Here is a 17,027-nt window from a genome sequence, read left to right on the forward strand (position 1 = left end):
GTGTTCGCTTTCCTGTTTCGCGGTCAGTCCGATACCGGGATCAGCGCATATCGGGAACGCGACGGGTGTTGAGAAAGTCTTCATAGGACTCGCCACGCATGATCGCGTAAACCTGCATATTGCTCATCTTGGCAACCCGGGCGAACTTTTCGACGACGAAAAAGTTTGCACCATACTGGACCAACCCCAGCCAGTCACGACGGCGTACCAAGTCTTTCTCACACGCGTCGAGACCGGCCTCAGTCATCAGGCTCTCGGCGTCCTGCAGATAACGCGCTCGCCACTCTGTGCCGATCATTTTCCAAAAGAAGCGATTCAACTTGAGCGCCTTGTTGCTGACCCGAAGATCAAACACATAGGTGCCACCAATCTCTTCCATGCCAACGACCTGTGGATTCATGTGATAGCTCCTAGTTGTCTTTAGCTGAAGGTTCCAGCGTTTCATAGAGCACCGCGGTCATGGCCGTGGTCGTTGCGAGATAGTAGTTCTGATGCACTTTACGAAGGGGCCCCTCAGCGGCACCTCGCATCGCCAGCCACATGATCTGTTCAACGCTTTCGGCCCCACCCAGTCGCACATATTCGGCATGCGTCATACGTGTCAGAACCTGCGGATCGTGCTCAAGCGTGGTGGACTGGCTGGAAACCCGCGCGGATGTCGATGCCAATCGTATCGGCATGGAAGGCGTTTCGTTGGGCGGGTACTACTGCCCGCGCGCCGTCGCCTTCGAGCCACGTTTCGCCTGTGGTGTGTCGTGGGGCGCCAACCACGACTGGCGCGACGTGCAGAAGCGTCGCCTGGAAAAAGAGGGCGACTTCCCGGTACCGCACTATTGGGCGCATGTGCGCTGGGTCTGGGGCGCCAAGGACATGGACGAATTCATGACCATCGCCGAGAACGTCCATCTAGATGGCGTGCTGGACCGAATCAAGGTGCCTTTCCTGGTCACCCACGGCGAGAAGGACTCACAGATTCCGCTCAAGTGGGCGCACCGTACTTATGAGCAGCTGGTAAACAGTCCCAAGCGTGAGCTGAAAATCTTCACGGAGCGCGAAGGCGGCGTGCAGCACGCGAGCTTCGACAACAGCATGAATGCCGGCCAATACATTGCAGACTGGGTCGCTGAGACCCTCGGCGGCCGAGTAGCCTGAATGTCTCGGTAACGAGGTCGATCACGCCAACGGCAGGCACGTCAGCCTGCCGTTTTCAATACAGCATTCAGTTACTCCCGCTTGCCACCCAATCAAACGCAGCATCGTTGCTATGTCAGTCACTGCTCCAAGCTCCCTTCTCGCATTCCCAGTCGCAGAGAGCATATGGAAAAATTGCATCACCGCTATGCACTATCAAGGCGCAACTTCAGAAATTTAGTGTCTGAGACCTTCCTGGCGGCCTACCCCCCTTCTGGATGAAAACTGAATCTGTGAAACGTTAAGCGCCAAAATTCCAAGCTCTTGTTTTTATTGAAAGTTTATGCCAACTGCTTTCAGGCTTTCAGTTTCGAGGGCTTTGTCAACGTACGCACGCTGCAAGAGCGCCACCTTGTGCCGGTTACGCTTTGCCGCCACCATGGGCGTCCAGCACTGATCACCGACAAAAAATGACCCTGGAAAACTACAAAGCAATCGCCGACAGCATCGCCCTGCTGCTGTATCCGCACGCTGAAGTCATCGTCCATGAGCTGCGCAGTCAGACCGTCGTGCACATCGCCAACAACTTCTCCCAACGCAAGCTGGGCGATGATTCGGCGATTGATCACGAACTGGGCGATTTGCTCGAGGGCGCCAACCTGGGCCCCTACGAGAAGCTGAACTGGAACGGCCAGAAGGTCCGCTCCATCAGCACCGTGCTACGCAACGCACAAGGCGAAGCCCAGCACCTGATGTGCATCAATCTGAACGTGTCGGTATTGGAGCAAGCCCGCGTAGCGCTCGATGCGTTCTTCCAGATGAGCCGGCTGGTACCGCAACCTGACGCGTTGTTCCGCAACGACTGGCAGGAACGTATCAACACCTTCCTGCATGCGTGGCTACAAGCGCGCAACCTTTCGCTACAGACACTGCAGATGAAAGACAAGCGCAGCCTGGTGCAGGCGCTGCATGCCGAAGGCGCATTCGAGGGGCGAAGTGGGGCTGACTATGTGGCCAACGTGCTGAGCATGGGCCGGGCCACCGTTTACAAGTACCTGAAAGAACTCAAGACCTAGCGGCGCGCTGCCACCGGCAAGAAGCTGCAAGTGGCTGCGCTCAGGGACTTGTCTATCGTGGATAATTATTCTACCGTGGACATATATTCCATAAGGAGCGCAGCATGCCAGCCTCTACTGCTTCACCGACTGCCGCCAATGCCGTTGACCTCGATGCACTGTACACGTCCATTGAGGAAGCCCACAGCGCACTGCGCCCCGCCGTCAGCATCACACCCCTCAGTCACAGCGCGCGGTTGTCGGCACTGACCGGCTGCGAAGTCCTGCTCAAATGCGAGCACCTGCAACACACCGGCTCGTTCAAGTTCCGCGGCGCCAGCAACAAGATCCGCCTGCTGCCGGTTGATGTGCGCAAGCATGGGGTTATCGCTGCCTCGTCCGGCAACCATGGGCAGGCGCTCGCACTAGCCGGCAAAACGGCAGGTGTGCCAGTGACTGTGTACACCGCCACTTCGGCTTCGCCATACAAAATCGAGGCGATGCGCACCCTGGGTGCCGAAGTGCTTTGCCTGCCTACGGACCCACTGGGTGCAGAGCTGGAAGCCGCCAGGCAAGCCGAGGCTCAGGGTGTACCGTTCGTGTCGCCCTACAACGACCTGCAAGTCATTGCCGGTCAAGGCACCATCGGCATGGAATTGTTCGAGCAGGCACCAGACCTGGACGCAGTGTTCGTCGCCGTAGGCGGTGGCGGGATGATTGCCGGCATCGGTGCCGCCCTGCGCAAGCTCAACCCGGGCACCGAGATCATTGGCTGCTGGCCGGCCAATGACCCTGCCCTGGCGCAGTCCATCAAGGCCGGTGAAATTGTCGAGGTCGACGCCCTGGAAACGCTGTCGGACGGCACGGCTGGCGGCGTCGAGCCGGGCGCCATCACCTTGCCGCTGTGCCAGGCGCTGGTCACCGATACCGTGCTGGTCAGCGAGGACGAAATCCGCGCCGCCATGCGCGATATCGCCAGCAGTGAACGCTGGATCATCGAAGGTGCTGCAGCCGTCGCGGTTGCCGGCATGCAAAAGCTCGCCAAGCGCTACCAGGGCAAGCGTGTCGCCGTGATCCTGTGCGGCCGTAACATCCTGCTGGAAAAGTTCCTGGAGGCCGTTCGATGAAGGTTTTCAGCAAGGCGCAGATCGTCGCCAGCTTCAACCCGGCGCTGGCGGTAAGCAGGCTGGAGGAAGGCTTTATCGCCTACTCCGAAGGCACGGTACAGGTGCCGCCCGTGCAGGCCTTTGCATTTACAGGGGCGAACGGTGACTGCTGTGTGAAATCGGCCTATATCGAGGGCAGCCCGACCTTCACGGTCAAGCTTTCAACCGGTTTTTATGACAACCCTGCCAAAGGCCTGCCGAGCAACGATGGCCTGATGCTGGTGCTGTCTGCGCTCACTGGGCAACCGCTGGCGCTGCTGCAGGACCAAGGCTGGCTGACCGGCATGCGCACCGCCCTGGCCGGGCGTATTGCTGCCAGGCTGCTGGCGCCGGACCAGGTCAAGGCCATTGGCATCCTCGGTACCGGCATGCAGGCGCAGATGCAGCTTGAACAGCTGCGCGCCGTTACCGATTGCCGCCAGGTCGTTGTCTGGGGCCGTCATGAAAGCGGGCTTGCGGCCTATGCGACATTTGCCCGTGAACTGGGCTTCGAGGTTCGCAGCACGCAGGATGCGGCAGAAGTTGCGGGCGCTGCAAACCTGATTGTCTGCACCACCCCTTCCCGCCAGCCGCTGTTACACAGCGAGTGGGTCCAGCCGGGCACGCATATCACTGCCATCGGCGCCGATGCACCTGGCAAGCAGGAACTGGACCCGGCACTGGTGGCCAGGGCGGACCGTATCATCGTCGACTCGGTCGCCCAGTGCAGCCAGTACGGCGAAGTGGCCCACGCGCTCGACAGTGGCCGGATAAAGGCGAACCAGCTGATCGAACTGGGGGCACTGCTGGCCGGGCGTGCCAAGGGGCGCGAGCACGACGGCCAGATCACCCTGGCAGACCTGACCGGCGTGGCAGTGCAGGACACGCAAGTCGCAAGCTGCGCCCTCGCTGCATTGGGCACCTGAGGCGACAGCGAAGTCAGAGCAGACGCTGCACCTGGGCCGGCGTACGCTGCATCAGCATCTTGCCATTGCGTACCGACACCAGGGCATGTCCCTGGGTGCGCACCATTTCGTAGTCGTCAGGCGCCGACAGCAGCAGCAGGTTCGCCGGCCGCCCCACTTCGATGCCGTAGCGCTCGCCCAGGTTCAAGGTGCGGGCGCTGTTATCGGTGATCAGGTCAAGGCAACGCTGAAGGTCTTCGTAACCAAGCATGTGGCAGATGTGCAGGCCGGCCTCAAGAATGCGCAGGATGTTGCCGTTGCCCAGCGGGTACCACGGGTCGACGATGGAGTCCTGGCCAAAGCACACGTTCATGCCGGCACGGTCAAGTTCGGCAACACGGGTGACACCCCGGCGCTTGGGGTAGTTGTCAAAGCGTCCCTGCAGGTGAATGCTTTCGGTCGGGCACGACACGAAGTTGATACCCGACAACTTGAGCAGGCGGAACAGCTTGTAGCAGTAGGCATTGTCATACGAGCCCATGGCCACGGTATGGCTGGCCGTCACCCGGGCCCCCATGCCGCGCACCCGGGCCTCTTCGGCCAGCACTTCGAGGAAGCGTGACTGCGGGTCGTCGGTCTCATCGCAGTGCACGTCCACCAGGCAACCGGTGCGCTCGGCCAGGTCCATCAAAAACTTCACCGACGTCACGCCCTGGTCGCGGGTGTTCTCGAAATGGGGAATGCCGCCGACCACATCGGCGCCAATCGCCACTGCTTCGGTCATCAGCGCCCGGCCGTTGGCGTAGGACTCGATGCCTTCCTGCGGGAAGGCCACAATCTGCAAGTCGACCAGCTCGCGTACTTCGTCACGCACCTCGACCATGGCCTTGAGTGCGGTAAGTTGCGGGTCGGTGACATCGACATGGGTGCGCACATGCTGGATACCGTGGTCCACCAGCATGCCGATGGTTTTTTTCGCACGGGTCTTGATGTCATCGTGGGTGGTGAGCTCCTTGCGCTCGGCCCAGCACTCGATGCCTTCGAACAGGGTGCCGCTCATGTTCCACCTGGGTTCGCCGGCCGTTAGGGTCGCGTCCAGGTGGATGTGCGGCTCGACAAAAGGGGCCACCACCAGATTTTGCCCAGCGTCCAGGTCATCGCCAGCGCCAGGCGCTTGCACCCCGCCCTGGGGCGTGATGGCGGCAATGCGCTCACCATTCAGTTCGATGCGGAACAGGCCAGGCTTGCCGCGCAGGCGTGCGTTGAGGATGTTCATGCTGTTACTCCTTGCCGTGGGCTTCGCTCATGCGCCATACCAGCATGGCGACCGAAGCATTCATGCGAAAAAGCGGGTCGTCGATGGACTGCCCGCTCAGTTGTTCGATGCGCTGGATGCGCTGATTAATGGTGTTGCGGTGCAGCCCCAGGCGCTGCGCGGCCTTGAGCCCGTTGCCGTTCTCCATGAGCAAGGCGTCGAGGGTGTGCACCAGGGCGTTGGCCTGCTTGCGCCCAGGGGCGATCAACGGGCCGAGCGTACGGCTGACGAAGTCGTCGATCAGCGAGCGGTCGACGATGCCTTGCAGCAGGCGCAGCACCCCCAGTTCGCTGAAGTTGCAATAGCCGTTGGCCGGGCGCAAGTGCTGCGCTACGTCCAAGGCCTGGCGCGCCTCATTGAGGGCTTGACGGTAGTGCGCACAGTCGTCGGCGAGGCTCGACAAGCCCATGTGCAGGCTCAGTTCACCCGTCACTGCCTGCAACTGCCGATAAAGCCCAGCCAAGGTCTCGGGCAAGTCGTGCGCATCGGCCAGCAGTACCACGAACAGATCACCCGGCAGCTGTGCCATCACGCTCCCTGCCCGTTGGCGGCACCAGGCTTGCAGCTGATCTTCCAATGCCTGGCGGGTAGCTTGCCAGGTCCGCTCGCCGTGGCTCAGCCCGTGGCGCTCGAACAAACCATCCACGCCCGCCAGGCGCAAAGCCAGCAAGCGCCGCGGCTCATCCAGTGTCAGTTGCAGATGCGTTGCCCGTTGCCGGGCAATGGCCAGGCTCGGGTAGTCGCCAGTCAGCAGCTGGCCGAGGATATCGTGACGCGAGCGACGTACCTGGCTCATCTGCACCAAGGCCGTGCCGATCAGGTGGGTGACCACGACCATCTTCAGCGCATAGGGCTGCTCGATCAGCGGCAGGCCAAGTTGTTCGGCACGCGCGATGACAGCCGCAGGGACGCACTGGATAAAGCTGCCGCCAGTGAGGATAACCATGCCGGCGATGCCCACTGCGGCACCATCTTCCACCAGGCTGAGGAGGTTGGCCTCGCCGCGCGGGTGGTTGATGCCAGTGACGAACACCAGCTCACCGCCCATTACCCATTCGGCGATACCTTCGTTTTCCGCCACATAGGGCCAGCGTACCCGCCGTTGCAGGTTGCGCGCCCCGGCCAGCACGCGCATATCGTGCAGGCCGGGCAAATGCAGAATCTCGTCCAGCGCCAGGCTCACGGCTCGACACCCGCCTGACCCGGAGCCCGGCGGCGTGCGCCAAGTTCGAGGATGACGATGTAGCACAGGGCCGAGGCGCCGATACCCACCAGTGGAGCGACCCACGGCGAGGCGTACGCCAGTACCGCGCCCACGGCATAGGCAAACAGCCCGGTGAGGTTGTAACGTGGCAGGCTTGCCATGCCCAGTGCCGGGTACTTGCCGCGGTGGCGATACCAGAAATCAGCCATGATCACCCCGCCCACCGGTGGAATGATCGAGCCCAGCAGCACCAGGAACGGGATCAGCATTTCGTACATGCCACCCATCGCCAGCACAATGCCAACCCCCGCCGCCACCAGCGTTGCCGTGCGCCGGCGCTCGCTGCGCAACAAATGGCAGGCGGCCGCGGACACGTTGTAGATGGTCGGCCCCTGGATGGTCCACAGGTTCAGGCATAGCATCACCACCGCTGCGAACGACAAACCCTGCAGCATCATTACCTCGACGATATCGGCCTGTTGGTAAACCATCGCGCACCAGGCACCGGCCACCACCATCAGGCCGTTGCCAAGGAGAAATGCCACCACGCTGGCGGTCACCGCCACCCGGCCGCTGCGCGACAGCCGTGTCCAGTTGGTGGCCTGGGTGGCACCACTGGCGAAGGTGCCGAAGACCATGGTCACCGCTGCCGAAAAGGTCATGGTTTCGTGCGGCACCACTGCGGCCAGGCCGGCAAAGCCGCCAACATCGCGGGTGGCAATGTACATCGACACCAGCAGCAGCACGAACATCAATGGCACCGATACTCGCGACAGCACGTCCAGCCCCTTGAAGCCGATGATGGCAGTAATGCTGAAGCCCAGGCCAAACAGCACCATCAACGGTACGCTGAAACCTTCCGCCAACCCCAACAGTTTGACCAGCACGATGGCCACGGTGGCTGTGCCCCAGGCGTACCAGCCAAGTTCAGCGAAACCCAGCAGAAAGTCCGAAAGCCGACTGCCAGCTTCGCCAAAACAGAAACGCCCCATCAACACGGTGTTCAGCCCGCTGCGCGAGGCGATGAATGCCAACGCAGCGGCATACAAGGCCAGCAGGCTGTTGCCGAGGGCGGCTACCCACAACATGTCGACAAAATTGAAGGCCATGCCCAGCTTGCCGCCGGCGAACATCGTGCCGGTGAAAAAGGTAAAGCTGAACAGGACCATGGCAATCGGCAGCAGGCCTTTGCGGGCAGACTGCGGGGCTTCGCTGAGGGGGAATTCGCTGGGTGAGCTCATTGCACGGGGCTCCGGGTAGTAGTTGGGAGCTGGAAGAGCAATATGCGGGCCGCTTTTTCGAGCCCCGATACCCGTGATCAAATCGGGCAAGCAGCCCAGACATCAATGTGCACTGTGAACAGTAAAGTCGCTTTTATGCGCTGTGAAAGTGTGCCGGACGACTTATTTTGAGGCATTCATGCACCAAAGCGGGCTTGGGCTGGGTAGGATTCACCCAGTCGACCAAGCACTTTTGGGCTGCTGCGCAGCCCATCGCCGGCAAGCCAGGCTTCCACAGGTACGGTACAACCCTTCGAGCATTGCGCGGTCTCTGTGGGAGCCCGGCTTGCCGGCGATGGGGCGCAAAGCGGCCCCGGGGGGCTACGCCACCCCGTCCAGCCCCATCTGCCAGAAGTCCGCCTCCAGGCTGGACGCCTGGCCAAAAATTCCCACCAACTCGGCAAACCGCTGCTCGGTCATGCTCCGCGCCGCCAGCTCATCCAGGTGTTTGCGCGCTGCCGCCGCCACCCCCTGGTAGCCTTCCCCGGCATACTCGCCAATCCACTCGCGGTACGGGTGGTTGCTCAAATCACCAATCTGCTCGGCCAGGGTCCGGCCTATTTCGGCATAGCCAATCACGCAAGGTGCCAGTGCCACGTGCAGCTCCAGCAGGTCGCCGGCAGCGCCGCAGTCCAGCACGTAGCGGGTGTATGCCACCGTGGCCTGGTGTTCTGGCGCGGCCTCAATGTCGGCTTGGGTCAGCCCCCAGCGGGCGCACAGGCGCACATGCAGTTCGGTTTCATCCAGAATTGCCGCCAACCCGGCCTGCGCGGCGCGGATGTCGTCCGGCCGGCGGCTCTTGTAGGCCGCCAGCGCCCAGGCGCGGGCGAACTGGATCAGGAACAGGTAATCCTGCACCAGGTACGTCCGGAACGCGGCCTCGCTCAGCGTGCCCTCTCCCATCTGCCGCACGAAATCATGGTCTACGTAACGGCGCCACTGTTGCGTGGCTGCGGCCTTGAGGCGATCGAAGATATCCATGCTCATTTGCTCTGCGGGTAGATGGCATCGAAGAAGGCCAGTTCCAACGCAACCGTGCGCTGGTAGAAGTCACTGGCCAGTGCGGCGTGCTGCGGGCCGACACGGTCCAGTTCGGCCTGCAGGAAGGCAACGAAGGCCTGGAATGCCGGGTTGTCGTGCAGGGTGATCCATTCGGCATGGACGAAGTTCTGCGGCATGGGTTTCGGCGCTTTCAGCGCCCAGTCCAGGTACAGGCCTTCGGCAACATTGAGTACCGCCAGCGCTGCTGCATAGGAGCGGGTGGCTGCCGCTTCGCGCATGATGGCCTTGAACCCTGCAGTCGGCGCCGTATCGGCCGGCTCACTACGTTGCGCCGGGCTTACATCCAGCGCCTCGAAGGCCCGCAGGAAGTAGGTGTTTTCATCGCTGGAAATCATCCCGGCAAAGCGGCCGAAGCGCAGGCGCGCCTCGAATGTATCGGCGGTGGCGATGGCTGCGCCCAGCAGGGTCAGGAAGCTGTCGAGAAAGCGATGGTCCTGCACCAGATAGTCGACCATGATCGGGTCCGGCAGGCTGCCGTCGCACAATTGGGTCACGAAACGGTGGCCAACGGCCGCCGACCAGGTTGGTTCGCTCTGGCGGCGCAGTGACTGGCTGAAACGTTCGGTCATGATGCTGTCCTTGATGAAGGTGACAGCGAGACCTTGGCAGTTGACATGGACGGGCCTCGCAGTGAGGCCGGCAAAAAGGCAGGTTACAAGCCCCATCCCTTCGCCGGCATGATCCGGATCAGGTTCGAAGGGTCACCGCGCTGCAGCGTTCAGCGGTTTCTCAGCCCTTTGCCGGGCTCCCCTTGGTAGCCCACACATATACCGCAGCGCGCCGGGTGTGTCACGCCCCAATCCACCCATCCAGTGGGCATTGGGTCCCCGCTAGTGGGGACTTATACCCATTCTTGACGCCCCGTCATTTAGCGCACCTCAGGTGCCACAAGGATTTGTTTAACAAAGCATTACTGAAACAGTTGTTGGCACAGCCGTTGCTCAGGGCCTTTTATCGGGCAAAACGCCATTGATGGCTTAGAGCCATGCAGCCGCGAGCGAGGCACAAGGCAATGAGAACACATGCCGTGATCCACCCTGTTAGGTACGCATTCCAGCTTTCTTCAGTCACTGCGCTGATGGTCAGCCTCGGGCTGATCACGGTCATGGCCTCGCCCCTTGACGACAACAGTCAGCCGCCGCCGACCGACCCGTCGGCCTACACCGAGCAACCGGCTGACCCGACCCCGGCCTTGCTCAACCTCAGTACCTTGCCCGAAGCCAACGAAGGCGCGCTGGAGCTGGTCGATGGCGCGCACGGCGACCGCGATACAGTGCGTATCGACAACGTGCTGCCGCCTGCACTGCAAACCTCGGACAGGTACCCCACCAACGGCAAACCCAGCCCACTGTTCGGAGCCCAACCCTTCACCCAGCAATTGTTGCTGTTCGAAGAATTCGGGCCAGAGAAGCTCGACCCGACCACGCCGGCGCCGGAGCTTACCTTTCCCGCCCCCACCCTCGGCGCGGCCCCGGCGCAGGACCCCAACGTCGTCGCGCGCAGCGGGCCAAGTGGTACGGCCCTGGAAGCGTTCCTCAAGCAGCCCGGCCTGTATCCGTACCCGAGCCAGTACGCCAATGTGCTGGACCGCAACCCCTGGAAGGCGCAGATCGAAATGTTCCTCAACCGCCAGCCGGTCGGCTCGCCTGCTGAAGGCCGGCCACCAGGAAAAGCCTGGTCGCACCAGCGTTGGAACGAGTTCTACCCGCAGGCGGCGTTCAAGACCGCCCAGGCCGGGGCGCGTATCAACCTCGGTCTGCGTGATCGCAAACAGCTGCATAACTATGCGTCTGGCGAGTTTGCACCCGGCGGCCTGTACTACCAGACCTCCGACATCCCCACTACGCTGGGCACCACCAAGGGCATTGACACGCGCTTTCACCCGAATATGCCCTTGCAGAACCACAAATCACTGTGGACATTCGACGGCACCTTCCCGCCCAAACTGCTGATGGTGCGTTACGGCCAGCCGATCCTGATGCGCCATTACAACGCCTTGCCCATCGACCCCTCGGCCAACGGTGGCTTTGGCCTGCACACCATCTCGACGCACGAGCACAATGGCCACTCCCCGGCAGAGAGCGATGGCTTCGCCAACGCCTACTTCTTCCCGGGGCAGTACTACGACTACCGCTGGCCAGTGCAACTGGCCGGCTACGACACCATCAACACCCGTGCCCAGGATCCGCGGGCAGCCTTCCCCTGCTCACCGGGCGAAACCCTGTTCGTCAACGACGGCACGCCGGGCCTGAAAGCCTGCCAGAACGGCAGCATCAAGATTCGCGGCGACTGGCGTGAAACCATGAGCACCCACTGGTTCCACGACCACATGATGGATTTCACGGCACAGAACGTCTACAAGGGCAACGCCGTGATGATGAACTACTACAGCGCCCTGGACCGCGGTAACGAGGCGCTGCAGGATGGCGTCAACCTGCGCTTCCCCAGTGGCTCCGGCATGCCATGGGGTAACCGTGACTACGACGTCAACCTGGTGATTGCCGACAAGGCCTGGGATGCCAACGGCCAGCTGTGGTTCAACCCGTTCAACACCGATGGCTTCCTCGGTGACCAGATTCTGGTCAACTGGCAGTACCAGCCCAGGCTCAAGGTGCGGGCGCGCAGCTACCGCTTCCGCATCCTCAACGGCTCGGTGTCGCGCTATTTCAAGTTTGCCGTGGTGCGGGAAATTGCCGGTACCAGTGGGGAGTTCAAAGGCCCCTCCGGCTCCAACCTGTCGTATGCCCGGGTGCCGTTCCACATGATCGCCAACGACGGCAACATCATGGAACACGCCGTGCCCTTCGACGGGACCATGGACCTGAACGGCGACGGCAACCTGCAGGACAACCATGGCATCCTGCCGCTGCAAGGCATCGCCGAGCGCTACGACATCATCATCAACTTTGCCAAGAATGGCATCAAGGCAGGCGACAAGCTGTACTTCGTCAACCTGGAAGAGCATCGCACCGGCAAGGGCCCGGAAGGTACGATTTCGCTGGCCGACGTGCTGTCGGAAAAGTACAAAGCCGTGATCAAGCAGACCAACAAAGGCCCGCAGTGGGACAAAGGCGACCCAGCAGTCGGCAAGTTTCTGCAACTGCTGGTGCAGCCCTACACCGGCCAGGACCTGAGCATGGACCCGGTGGCCTACGAGCCCGCCAAGCCAGGCAAGGCCGCAGGCCTGAAAATGCTGCCACTGCCCATTGACCGCAGCGCCGCGACCGACCAGGCCAGACTCAAGGATGCCCGCCACCGCGCGTTCATCTTTGGCCGCTCCGACGGTACCGACACCAGCCCGTGGACCATCAAGACCGATGGCGGCTTTGGTTACAGCATGGACCCACGACGCATCAGTGCGGCACCGCAACTGGCCAACCAGTCCACCGACGGTGGGTTCAGCGGCGACGGCACCCTGGAGGTGTGGAAAATCGTCAACGGCGGCAATGGCTGGAGCCACCCGGTGCACGTGCATTTCGAGGAAGGCGTGATTCTTAGCCGCGACGGCAAGGCGCCACCGGAATGGGAAAAATGGGCGCGCAAAGACGTGTACCGGATCGGGCCAGAAGCCGATTCTTCGGGAGAGGTGGAAATGGCCATCCGCTTCCGCGAGTTCGCCGGCACCTACATGGAGCACTGCCACAACACCCAGCATGAGGACTCGTCCATGCTACTGCGCTGGGACATTGAGCACCCGGGGCAGTTCCAGGTGATGCCAACCCCGCTGCCAGGCTGGGATGGCGTGCAATACATGGCTTCGGTCGGCCTGCCGACCTTCCGTACCAAAGGCCATGACGACACCGATGACCCGGCCAACAAGCCCCCCGTCGCAGCCAATGACAGTGCAGCGACTACCGCTGGCAAACCTATCACCCTGAACGTGCTCGCCAACGACTCCGACCCGGACGGCAACGTACCGCTGACCGTGACCGGTCTCACCCAGCCGGACTCCGGTCAGGGTACCGTCAGCACCGACGGCACCCTGGTGAATTACACCCCACCTGCCACGTTCGCCACACCGTTCACTGCCAGCTTCAACTACACGGCGCGCGATGCCAAGGGGGCCGAGTCGTTGACCCCGGCCACAGTCAGCATCGCTGTGACTGCGGCGGCGGCGGTCGACCAGATCCAGGTCAGCAGTGCCACGGTGCAGGTGCGCAGTGGCAACCGCTTCACCTGGGATGTGCAGGGGACGACCACGGTCGCCACGGGCAACAGCATCAGTGTGACTGCGGCAACCACCGGCGGCCCGGTAAGCCTGGGCAACGCCACGCTGACGGCCGCGACTACGGGCGCCCGCTGGCGGGTGTCTGTGACCACTACCGGCTTTGGCCCGGCCACACCCGCGACAGTTACCGTGAAATCGACGCTGGGGCAAACGGTGACAGCGCCAGTCAAATACCAGTGAGTGCAATGCAGGGGTCGCTGTGCGGCCCCTTTTACCCAACAACGAGGATCGCATCATGCCCGGCTCATGGCGTTTCCTGCTGGTGCTCGCGGTATTTGCCGCCAGCATTCCGTTATGGCCACTGCAGCCGCAACAACCGTTGGCCGAAGAAACCGCAAGCCCTTGGGGCGCCGGCTACTTCCCGAATATCCCGCTGCTTACCCAGGACGGCGAGAAGGTGCATTTCTTCGACGACCTGATCAAGGACAAGGTAGTCGCCATCAACTTCATCTTCACCGGCTGCTCCGACTCCTGCCCGGTGGAAACCGCGCGCTTGCGCCAGGTGCAGAAGATTCTGGGTGACCGGGTCGGCAAGGACATTTACTTCTATTCCATCAGCATCGACCCCTACAACGACACCCCAGCTACCCTCAAGCGCTACGCCGAAAAATTCGGCATCGGCCCTGGCTGGACGCTGCTCACCGGCGAGCCCGACGACATCGAGCAATTGCGCCGTAGCCTGGGGCTGTGGATCGAAGGCCTGGAAAACGGCCGTTCCAGAGACCACAACCTGAGCCTTATCATCGGCAACCAGGCCACCGGCCGCTGGATGAAAGCCTCGCCCTTCGAAAGCCCGTACATTCTCGCGGACCGGCTGGGCAACAGCCTGCACAACTGGAAGCAGGCCAGCGCCATGAGCAATGACTACGCCCAGGCCCCCGAGATACGGCCACCCAGCAGTGGTGAGCAAATCTTCCGCACCCGCTGCTCCTCCTGCCACACCCTGGGTAACACCGAGCCAGGGCAGCCCGGTATTGGCCCGGACCTGCTGGGGGTGACCCGACAGCGTGACGCCAGCTGGCTGATCCGCTGGTTGAAGGCGCCCGACCAGATGCTCGCAGAGAAAGACCCCTTGGCCATGCTGCTGTACGAGCAGTACAACCGGCTGGCCATGCCCAACATGCGCCTGGGCGATGCCGAAATCAGCGCACTGATGAGCTACATCGAGGAAGAAACCGCACGCCTGCAGGCGCCCCTGGCACATACAGGAAACCCTTAAAGGCAATTAGCCATTAGTCATCAACCTGTCACCTCCTTGTCGTATTTTTTGAGCATCACCCAGGGTCGGGAACTATCAGCAGTGATACGCCGTTCGCTTTCCTCCGCCAGCCTCCTGCGACTGCTGATCTTGATGCTGTGTGCCGCCACCCTCGCCTTTCTGTGGGGGCTGCACATGACGCAGAAAGCCGCTGCCCGCCAGGACGCGTTGTCGGCCAAGGCCGCCGAGCACTTGAACCTGGCCAGTATCGTGGGCGAAAGCCTGCGCCAGTTGGTCGACCGCGCCCAGGCCGTTGGCCGGGTCACCCAGGACGACATGAAAGTGCTGCGCCAGGGCAATTTCAGCCTGGCGCGGATACTGGCCGAAGACCCGGTGTTCAAGCGCATGAGCCTTTACGACCGGCAAGGCCGGCTGTTGTCAGCCAGCCATACCGACGAAGCCACCGCGCTGCCCGAGGATTGGTTACGCCAGCTGCAAAGGCACGTAGCCCGTTATGGATTCAAGCCCTTTCTACCCAACGTGCAGCCGCCGGGCCAGCAGGCCGCCCTGCCCGACTGGCGGCTGCCCTTTCTGCTGCCGTTGACCGACCTGCCTGGCCGCGAAATCGAAAACATCCTGGTTGTACAACTGGACATCGGCTACCTGGCGGTGCTGTTTCAGCATATCGATCTGGGGAGCAGCGGGCTGGTGCGCCTGCTGCAGGATGACGGCCTGGAGCGGCTGCGCATAGACACCAGCGGCGTGGTGGGCGCCGGCGATGTGTTGCTGCCAGAACTGCCAGATACCGGTAGCAACACTGGCCTGCTCACCCAATACGCGGCCGGCGGTGCGTACCAGAGCCTCTACCGACATGTGCCAGAGCGCGGGTTCAGCGTAGTGGTCAGCCAGCGCCAGGAGGACATCCTCGCACCTTCGGCCCTGGCCTATTCCCGACAATTCTGGTTGAACCTGAGCATGACGCTGATGATCATCGCCAGCTTGCTATGGACCTTGCGCCTTTTGCGCAAGCGCCAGGAGGCCTTCAGCGCACTGGAGCATGCCCAGCAGGTAAACCAGCAACTTATCGGCCGTCTTGAGGACGAACACCGGCGCAGCAGCCATGCCGCCGCCACCGACCACCTCAGCGGGCTGCACAACCGCCGCCAGTTCGTCGAGGTGGCCGGCCAGGCGCTGACCCGCCAGCGTGGCAAGCGCCAGTTGATGGCGATCCTGTTCATCGACATGGACCGCTTCAAGTCGATCAACGATTCGCTCGGGCACAAGATCGGCGACCTCCTGCTACAGGCCGTGGCCGGGCGCATCCAGCGTTTGCTGGAGCCCGGCGACGAGGCTTCGCGCTTTGGCGGCGACGAATTTGTGGTGTTGCTGGCGGGCGAACGCACCGAAGACCAGATCAATGCCTGGGTCCGTGAGCTGGTCCAGCGGTTGTCGGCCACCTATGCCCTTGACGGCCAGGAGGTCAACACCAGCCCAAGCGTGGGCGTGAGCATCTGCCCGCGCGATGGCCAGGACATCGACAGCTTGATCCGCAGTGCCGACGCCGCGATGTATTCAGCCAAACAGGCCGGTCGGGCCCAGTACCGCTTCTTCGACGCCTCGCTGAACCTGGCCGACATCCAGGCCTTCACCCTCGAACAGGCGTTCGGCAGCGCCTTGGCCGAGCGCCGATTCGTGCTGCACTACCAGCCGCAAATCCGCCTCGACACCCAACAGGTACTGGGCTATGAAGCGCTGGTGCGTTGGGACCACCCCGAATTTGGCCTGCTGTACCCGGACCGCTTCATCGACCTGGCAGAGCGCAGCGGCTTTATTGTCGAGCTGGGCTGGGAGGTGTTGCGCCTGGCCTGTGAGGCTTTGGCGGGCTGGGACGCCCAAGGCCGGGGAACACGACTGGCCGTCAATGTATCTGCCCTGCAACTGCGCCAAGGCGATTTCGCTTCGCGGCTGCTGAGCGAACTGCAACGGTATGCCATTGCCCCGCAGCGGCTGGAGCTGGAAATTACCGAAACCACCATTCTCGACCCCGAAGGGACGGCCGTGGCGCACCTTCACAGACTGCGCGGCGCGGGCCTGGGCATCAGCCTGGATGACTTCGGCCGCGGCTACGCCGGCTTCGCCCATCTGCATTCGCTGCCATTGAGCAAGCTGAAGATCGATCGATCGCTGATCGCGCCACTGTCCAACAGCCCTGATGACAGCCCGATCGTGTCCTCCACCATCATCCTGGCCAAGCGCCTGGGCCTGGAAGTGGTCGCCGAAGGCGTGGAAACCCGCGAACAGGTGGTGTGCCTCAAGCTCGCCGGTTGTGATATCGCCCAGGGTTACCACTTCAGTCGGCCACTGTCGCCGGCGCAGTTGCACGAATATCCGCCTTTCAATGGCGTCGAGGAGAAAGCATGCGTGTAATGCGCACACCGGCGCTGACCCGCGGTGCTGGCCAGGCCGACTATGGTTGCCCCACTGACCCCAGCTGACGCGTTGCG

13 protein-coding genes, 1 pseudogene and 1 riboswitch are annotated in these 17,027 nt (G+C 62.3%); of the genes and pseudogenes, 7 read left to right on the forward strand and 7 right to left on the reverse strand.

Annotation, left to right across the window (positions count from 1 at the left end):
• Positions 1–40: 40 nt before the first annotated feature.
• Positions 41–400 carry a protocatechuate 3,4-dioxygenase subunit alpha gene (locus OZ911_RS14770; protein ID WP_023047397.1) on the reverse strand — a complete coding sequence of 120 codons (360 nt, stop codon included), beginning with the start codon at positions 398–400 and terminating at the stop codon, positions 41–43.
• Between the two features lie 10 nt (positions 401–410).
• Complete coding sequence (locus tag OZ911_RS14775) at positions 411–596, reverse strand: hypothetical protein (RefSeq protein WP_016487198.1); 186 nt, start codon at positions 594–596, stop codon at positions 411–413.
• A 25-nt stretch (positions 597–621) separates the two neighbouring features.
• Between OZ911_RS14775 and OZ911_RS14780 the strand changes: the two are divergent.
• The 4 genes and pseudogenes from OZ911_RS14780 to OZ911_RS14795 form a co-directional block, all read left to right on the forward strand.
• Positions 622–1,152: pseudogene (locus OZ911_RS14780) on the forward strand (alpha/beta hydrolase family protein); the annotation flags it as partial.
• A gap of 449 nt (positions 1,153–1,601) precedes the next feature.
• On the forward strand, positions 1,602–2,207 hold the full coding sequence (locus OZ911_RS14785) for a helix-turn-helix transcriptional regulator (RefSeq protein WP_023047400.1): 606 nt from the start codon (positions 1,602–1,604) through the stop codon (positions 2,205–2,207).
• 104 nt (positions 2,208–2,311) lie between these two features.
• Positions 2,312–3,313: a threonine/serine dehydratase gene (locus tag OZ911_RS14790; RefSeq protein WP_016487201.1), complete on the forward strand. Its 1,002-nt coding sequence runs from the start codon at positions 2,312–2,314 to the stop codon at positions 3,311–3,313.
• Entirely contained in the window at positions 3,310–4,257 is a 948-nt protein-coding gene (locus OZ911_RS14795; RefSeq protein ID WP_023047403.1) for an ornithine cyclodeaminase family protein, read from the forward strand. The genes OZ911_RS14790 and OZ911_RS14795 overlap by 4 nt, the downstream gene beginning before the upstream one ends.
• Before the next feature lie 13 nt (positions 4,258–4,270).
• Here the strand turns inward: OZ911_RS14795 and codA are convergent, their stop codons facing one another.
• From codA to OZ911_RS14820, 5 genes are all read right to left on the reverse strand, one after another.
• Positions 4,271–5,512, reverse strand: a complete 1,242-nt coding sequence (gene codA, locus OZ911_RS14800; protein WP_023047404.1) for a cytosine deaminase — start codon at positions 5,510–5,512, stop codon at positions 4,271–4,273.
• Between the two features lie 4 nt (positions 5,513–5,516).
• Positions 5,517–6,734, reverse strand: a complete 1,218-nt coding sequence (locus OZ911_RS14805; protein ID WP_023047405.1) for a PucR family transcriptional regulator — start codon at positions 6,732–6,734, stop codon at positions 5,517–5,519.
• Positions 6,731–7,996 carry a cytosine permease gene (codB, locus tag OZ911_RS14810; protein WP_023047406.1) on the reverse strand — a complete coding sequence of 422 codons (1,266 nt, stop codon included), beginning with the start codon at positions 7,994–7,996 and terminating at the stop codon, positions 6,731–6,733. Before codB ends, OZ911_RS14805 begins: the two co-directional genes overlap by 4 nt.
• A gap of 360 nt (positions 7,997–8,356) precedes the next feature.
• The gene (gene tenA, locus OZ911_RS14815; RefSeq protein ID WP_033731393.1) at positions 8,357–9,022 is read right to left on the reverse strand and encodes a thiaminase II; all 666 of its coding nucleotides are present in this window, start codon (positions 9,020–9,022) and stop codon (positions 8,357–8,359) included.
• The gene (locus tag OZ911_RS14820) at positions 9,019–9,666 is read right to left on the reverse strand and encodes a TenA family protein (RefSeq protein ID WP_016487207.1); all 648 of its coding nucleotides are present in this window, start codon (positions 9,664–9,666) and stop codon (positions 9,019–9,021) included. The genes tenA and OZ911_RS14820 overlap by 4 nt, the downstream gene beginning before the upstream one ends.
• Positions 9,667–9,744: 78 nt before the next feature.
• Positions 9,745–9,859: riboswitch (TPP riboswitch) on the reverse strand.
• A gap of 250 nt (positions 9,860–10,109) precedes the next feature.
• Here OZ911_RS14820 and OZ911_RS14825 point away from each other — a divergent pair.
• From OZ911_RS14825 to OZ911_RS14835, 3 genes are all read left to right on the forward strand, one after another.
• Positions 10,110–13,505 carry an Ig-like domain-containing protein gene (locus tag OZ911_RS14825; protein WP_070086953.1) on the forward strand — a complete coding sequence of 1,132 codons (3,396 nt, stop codon included), beginning with the start codon at positions 10,110–10,112 and terminating at the stop codon, positions 13,503–13,505.
• Between the two features lie 55 nt (positions 13,506–13,560).
• The gene (locus tag OZ911_RS14830; protein ID WP_016487209.1) at positions 13,561–14,544 is read left to right on the forward strand and encodes an SCO family protein; all 984 of its coding nucleotides are present in this window, start codon (positions 13,561–13,563) and stop codon (positions 14,542–14,544) included.
• Positions 14,545–14,625: 81 nt separating this feature from the next.
• The gene (locus OZ911_RS14835) at positions 14,626–16,950 is read left to right on the forward strand and encodes a putative bifunctional diguanylate cyclase/phosphodiesterase (protein ID WP_070086954.1); all 2,325 of its coding nucleotides are present in this window, start codon (positions 14,626–14,628) and stop codon (positions 16,948–16,950) included.
• Positions 16,951–17,027: the final 77 nt, after the last annotated feature.

This window comes from Pseudomonas fortuita (genome assembly GCF_026898135.2).
In the GTDB taxonomy this organism is placed as follows: domain Bacteria; phylum Pseudomonadota; class Gammaproteobacteria; order Pseudomonadales; family Pseudomonadaceae; genus Aquipseudomonas; species Aquipseudomonas fortuita.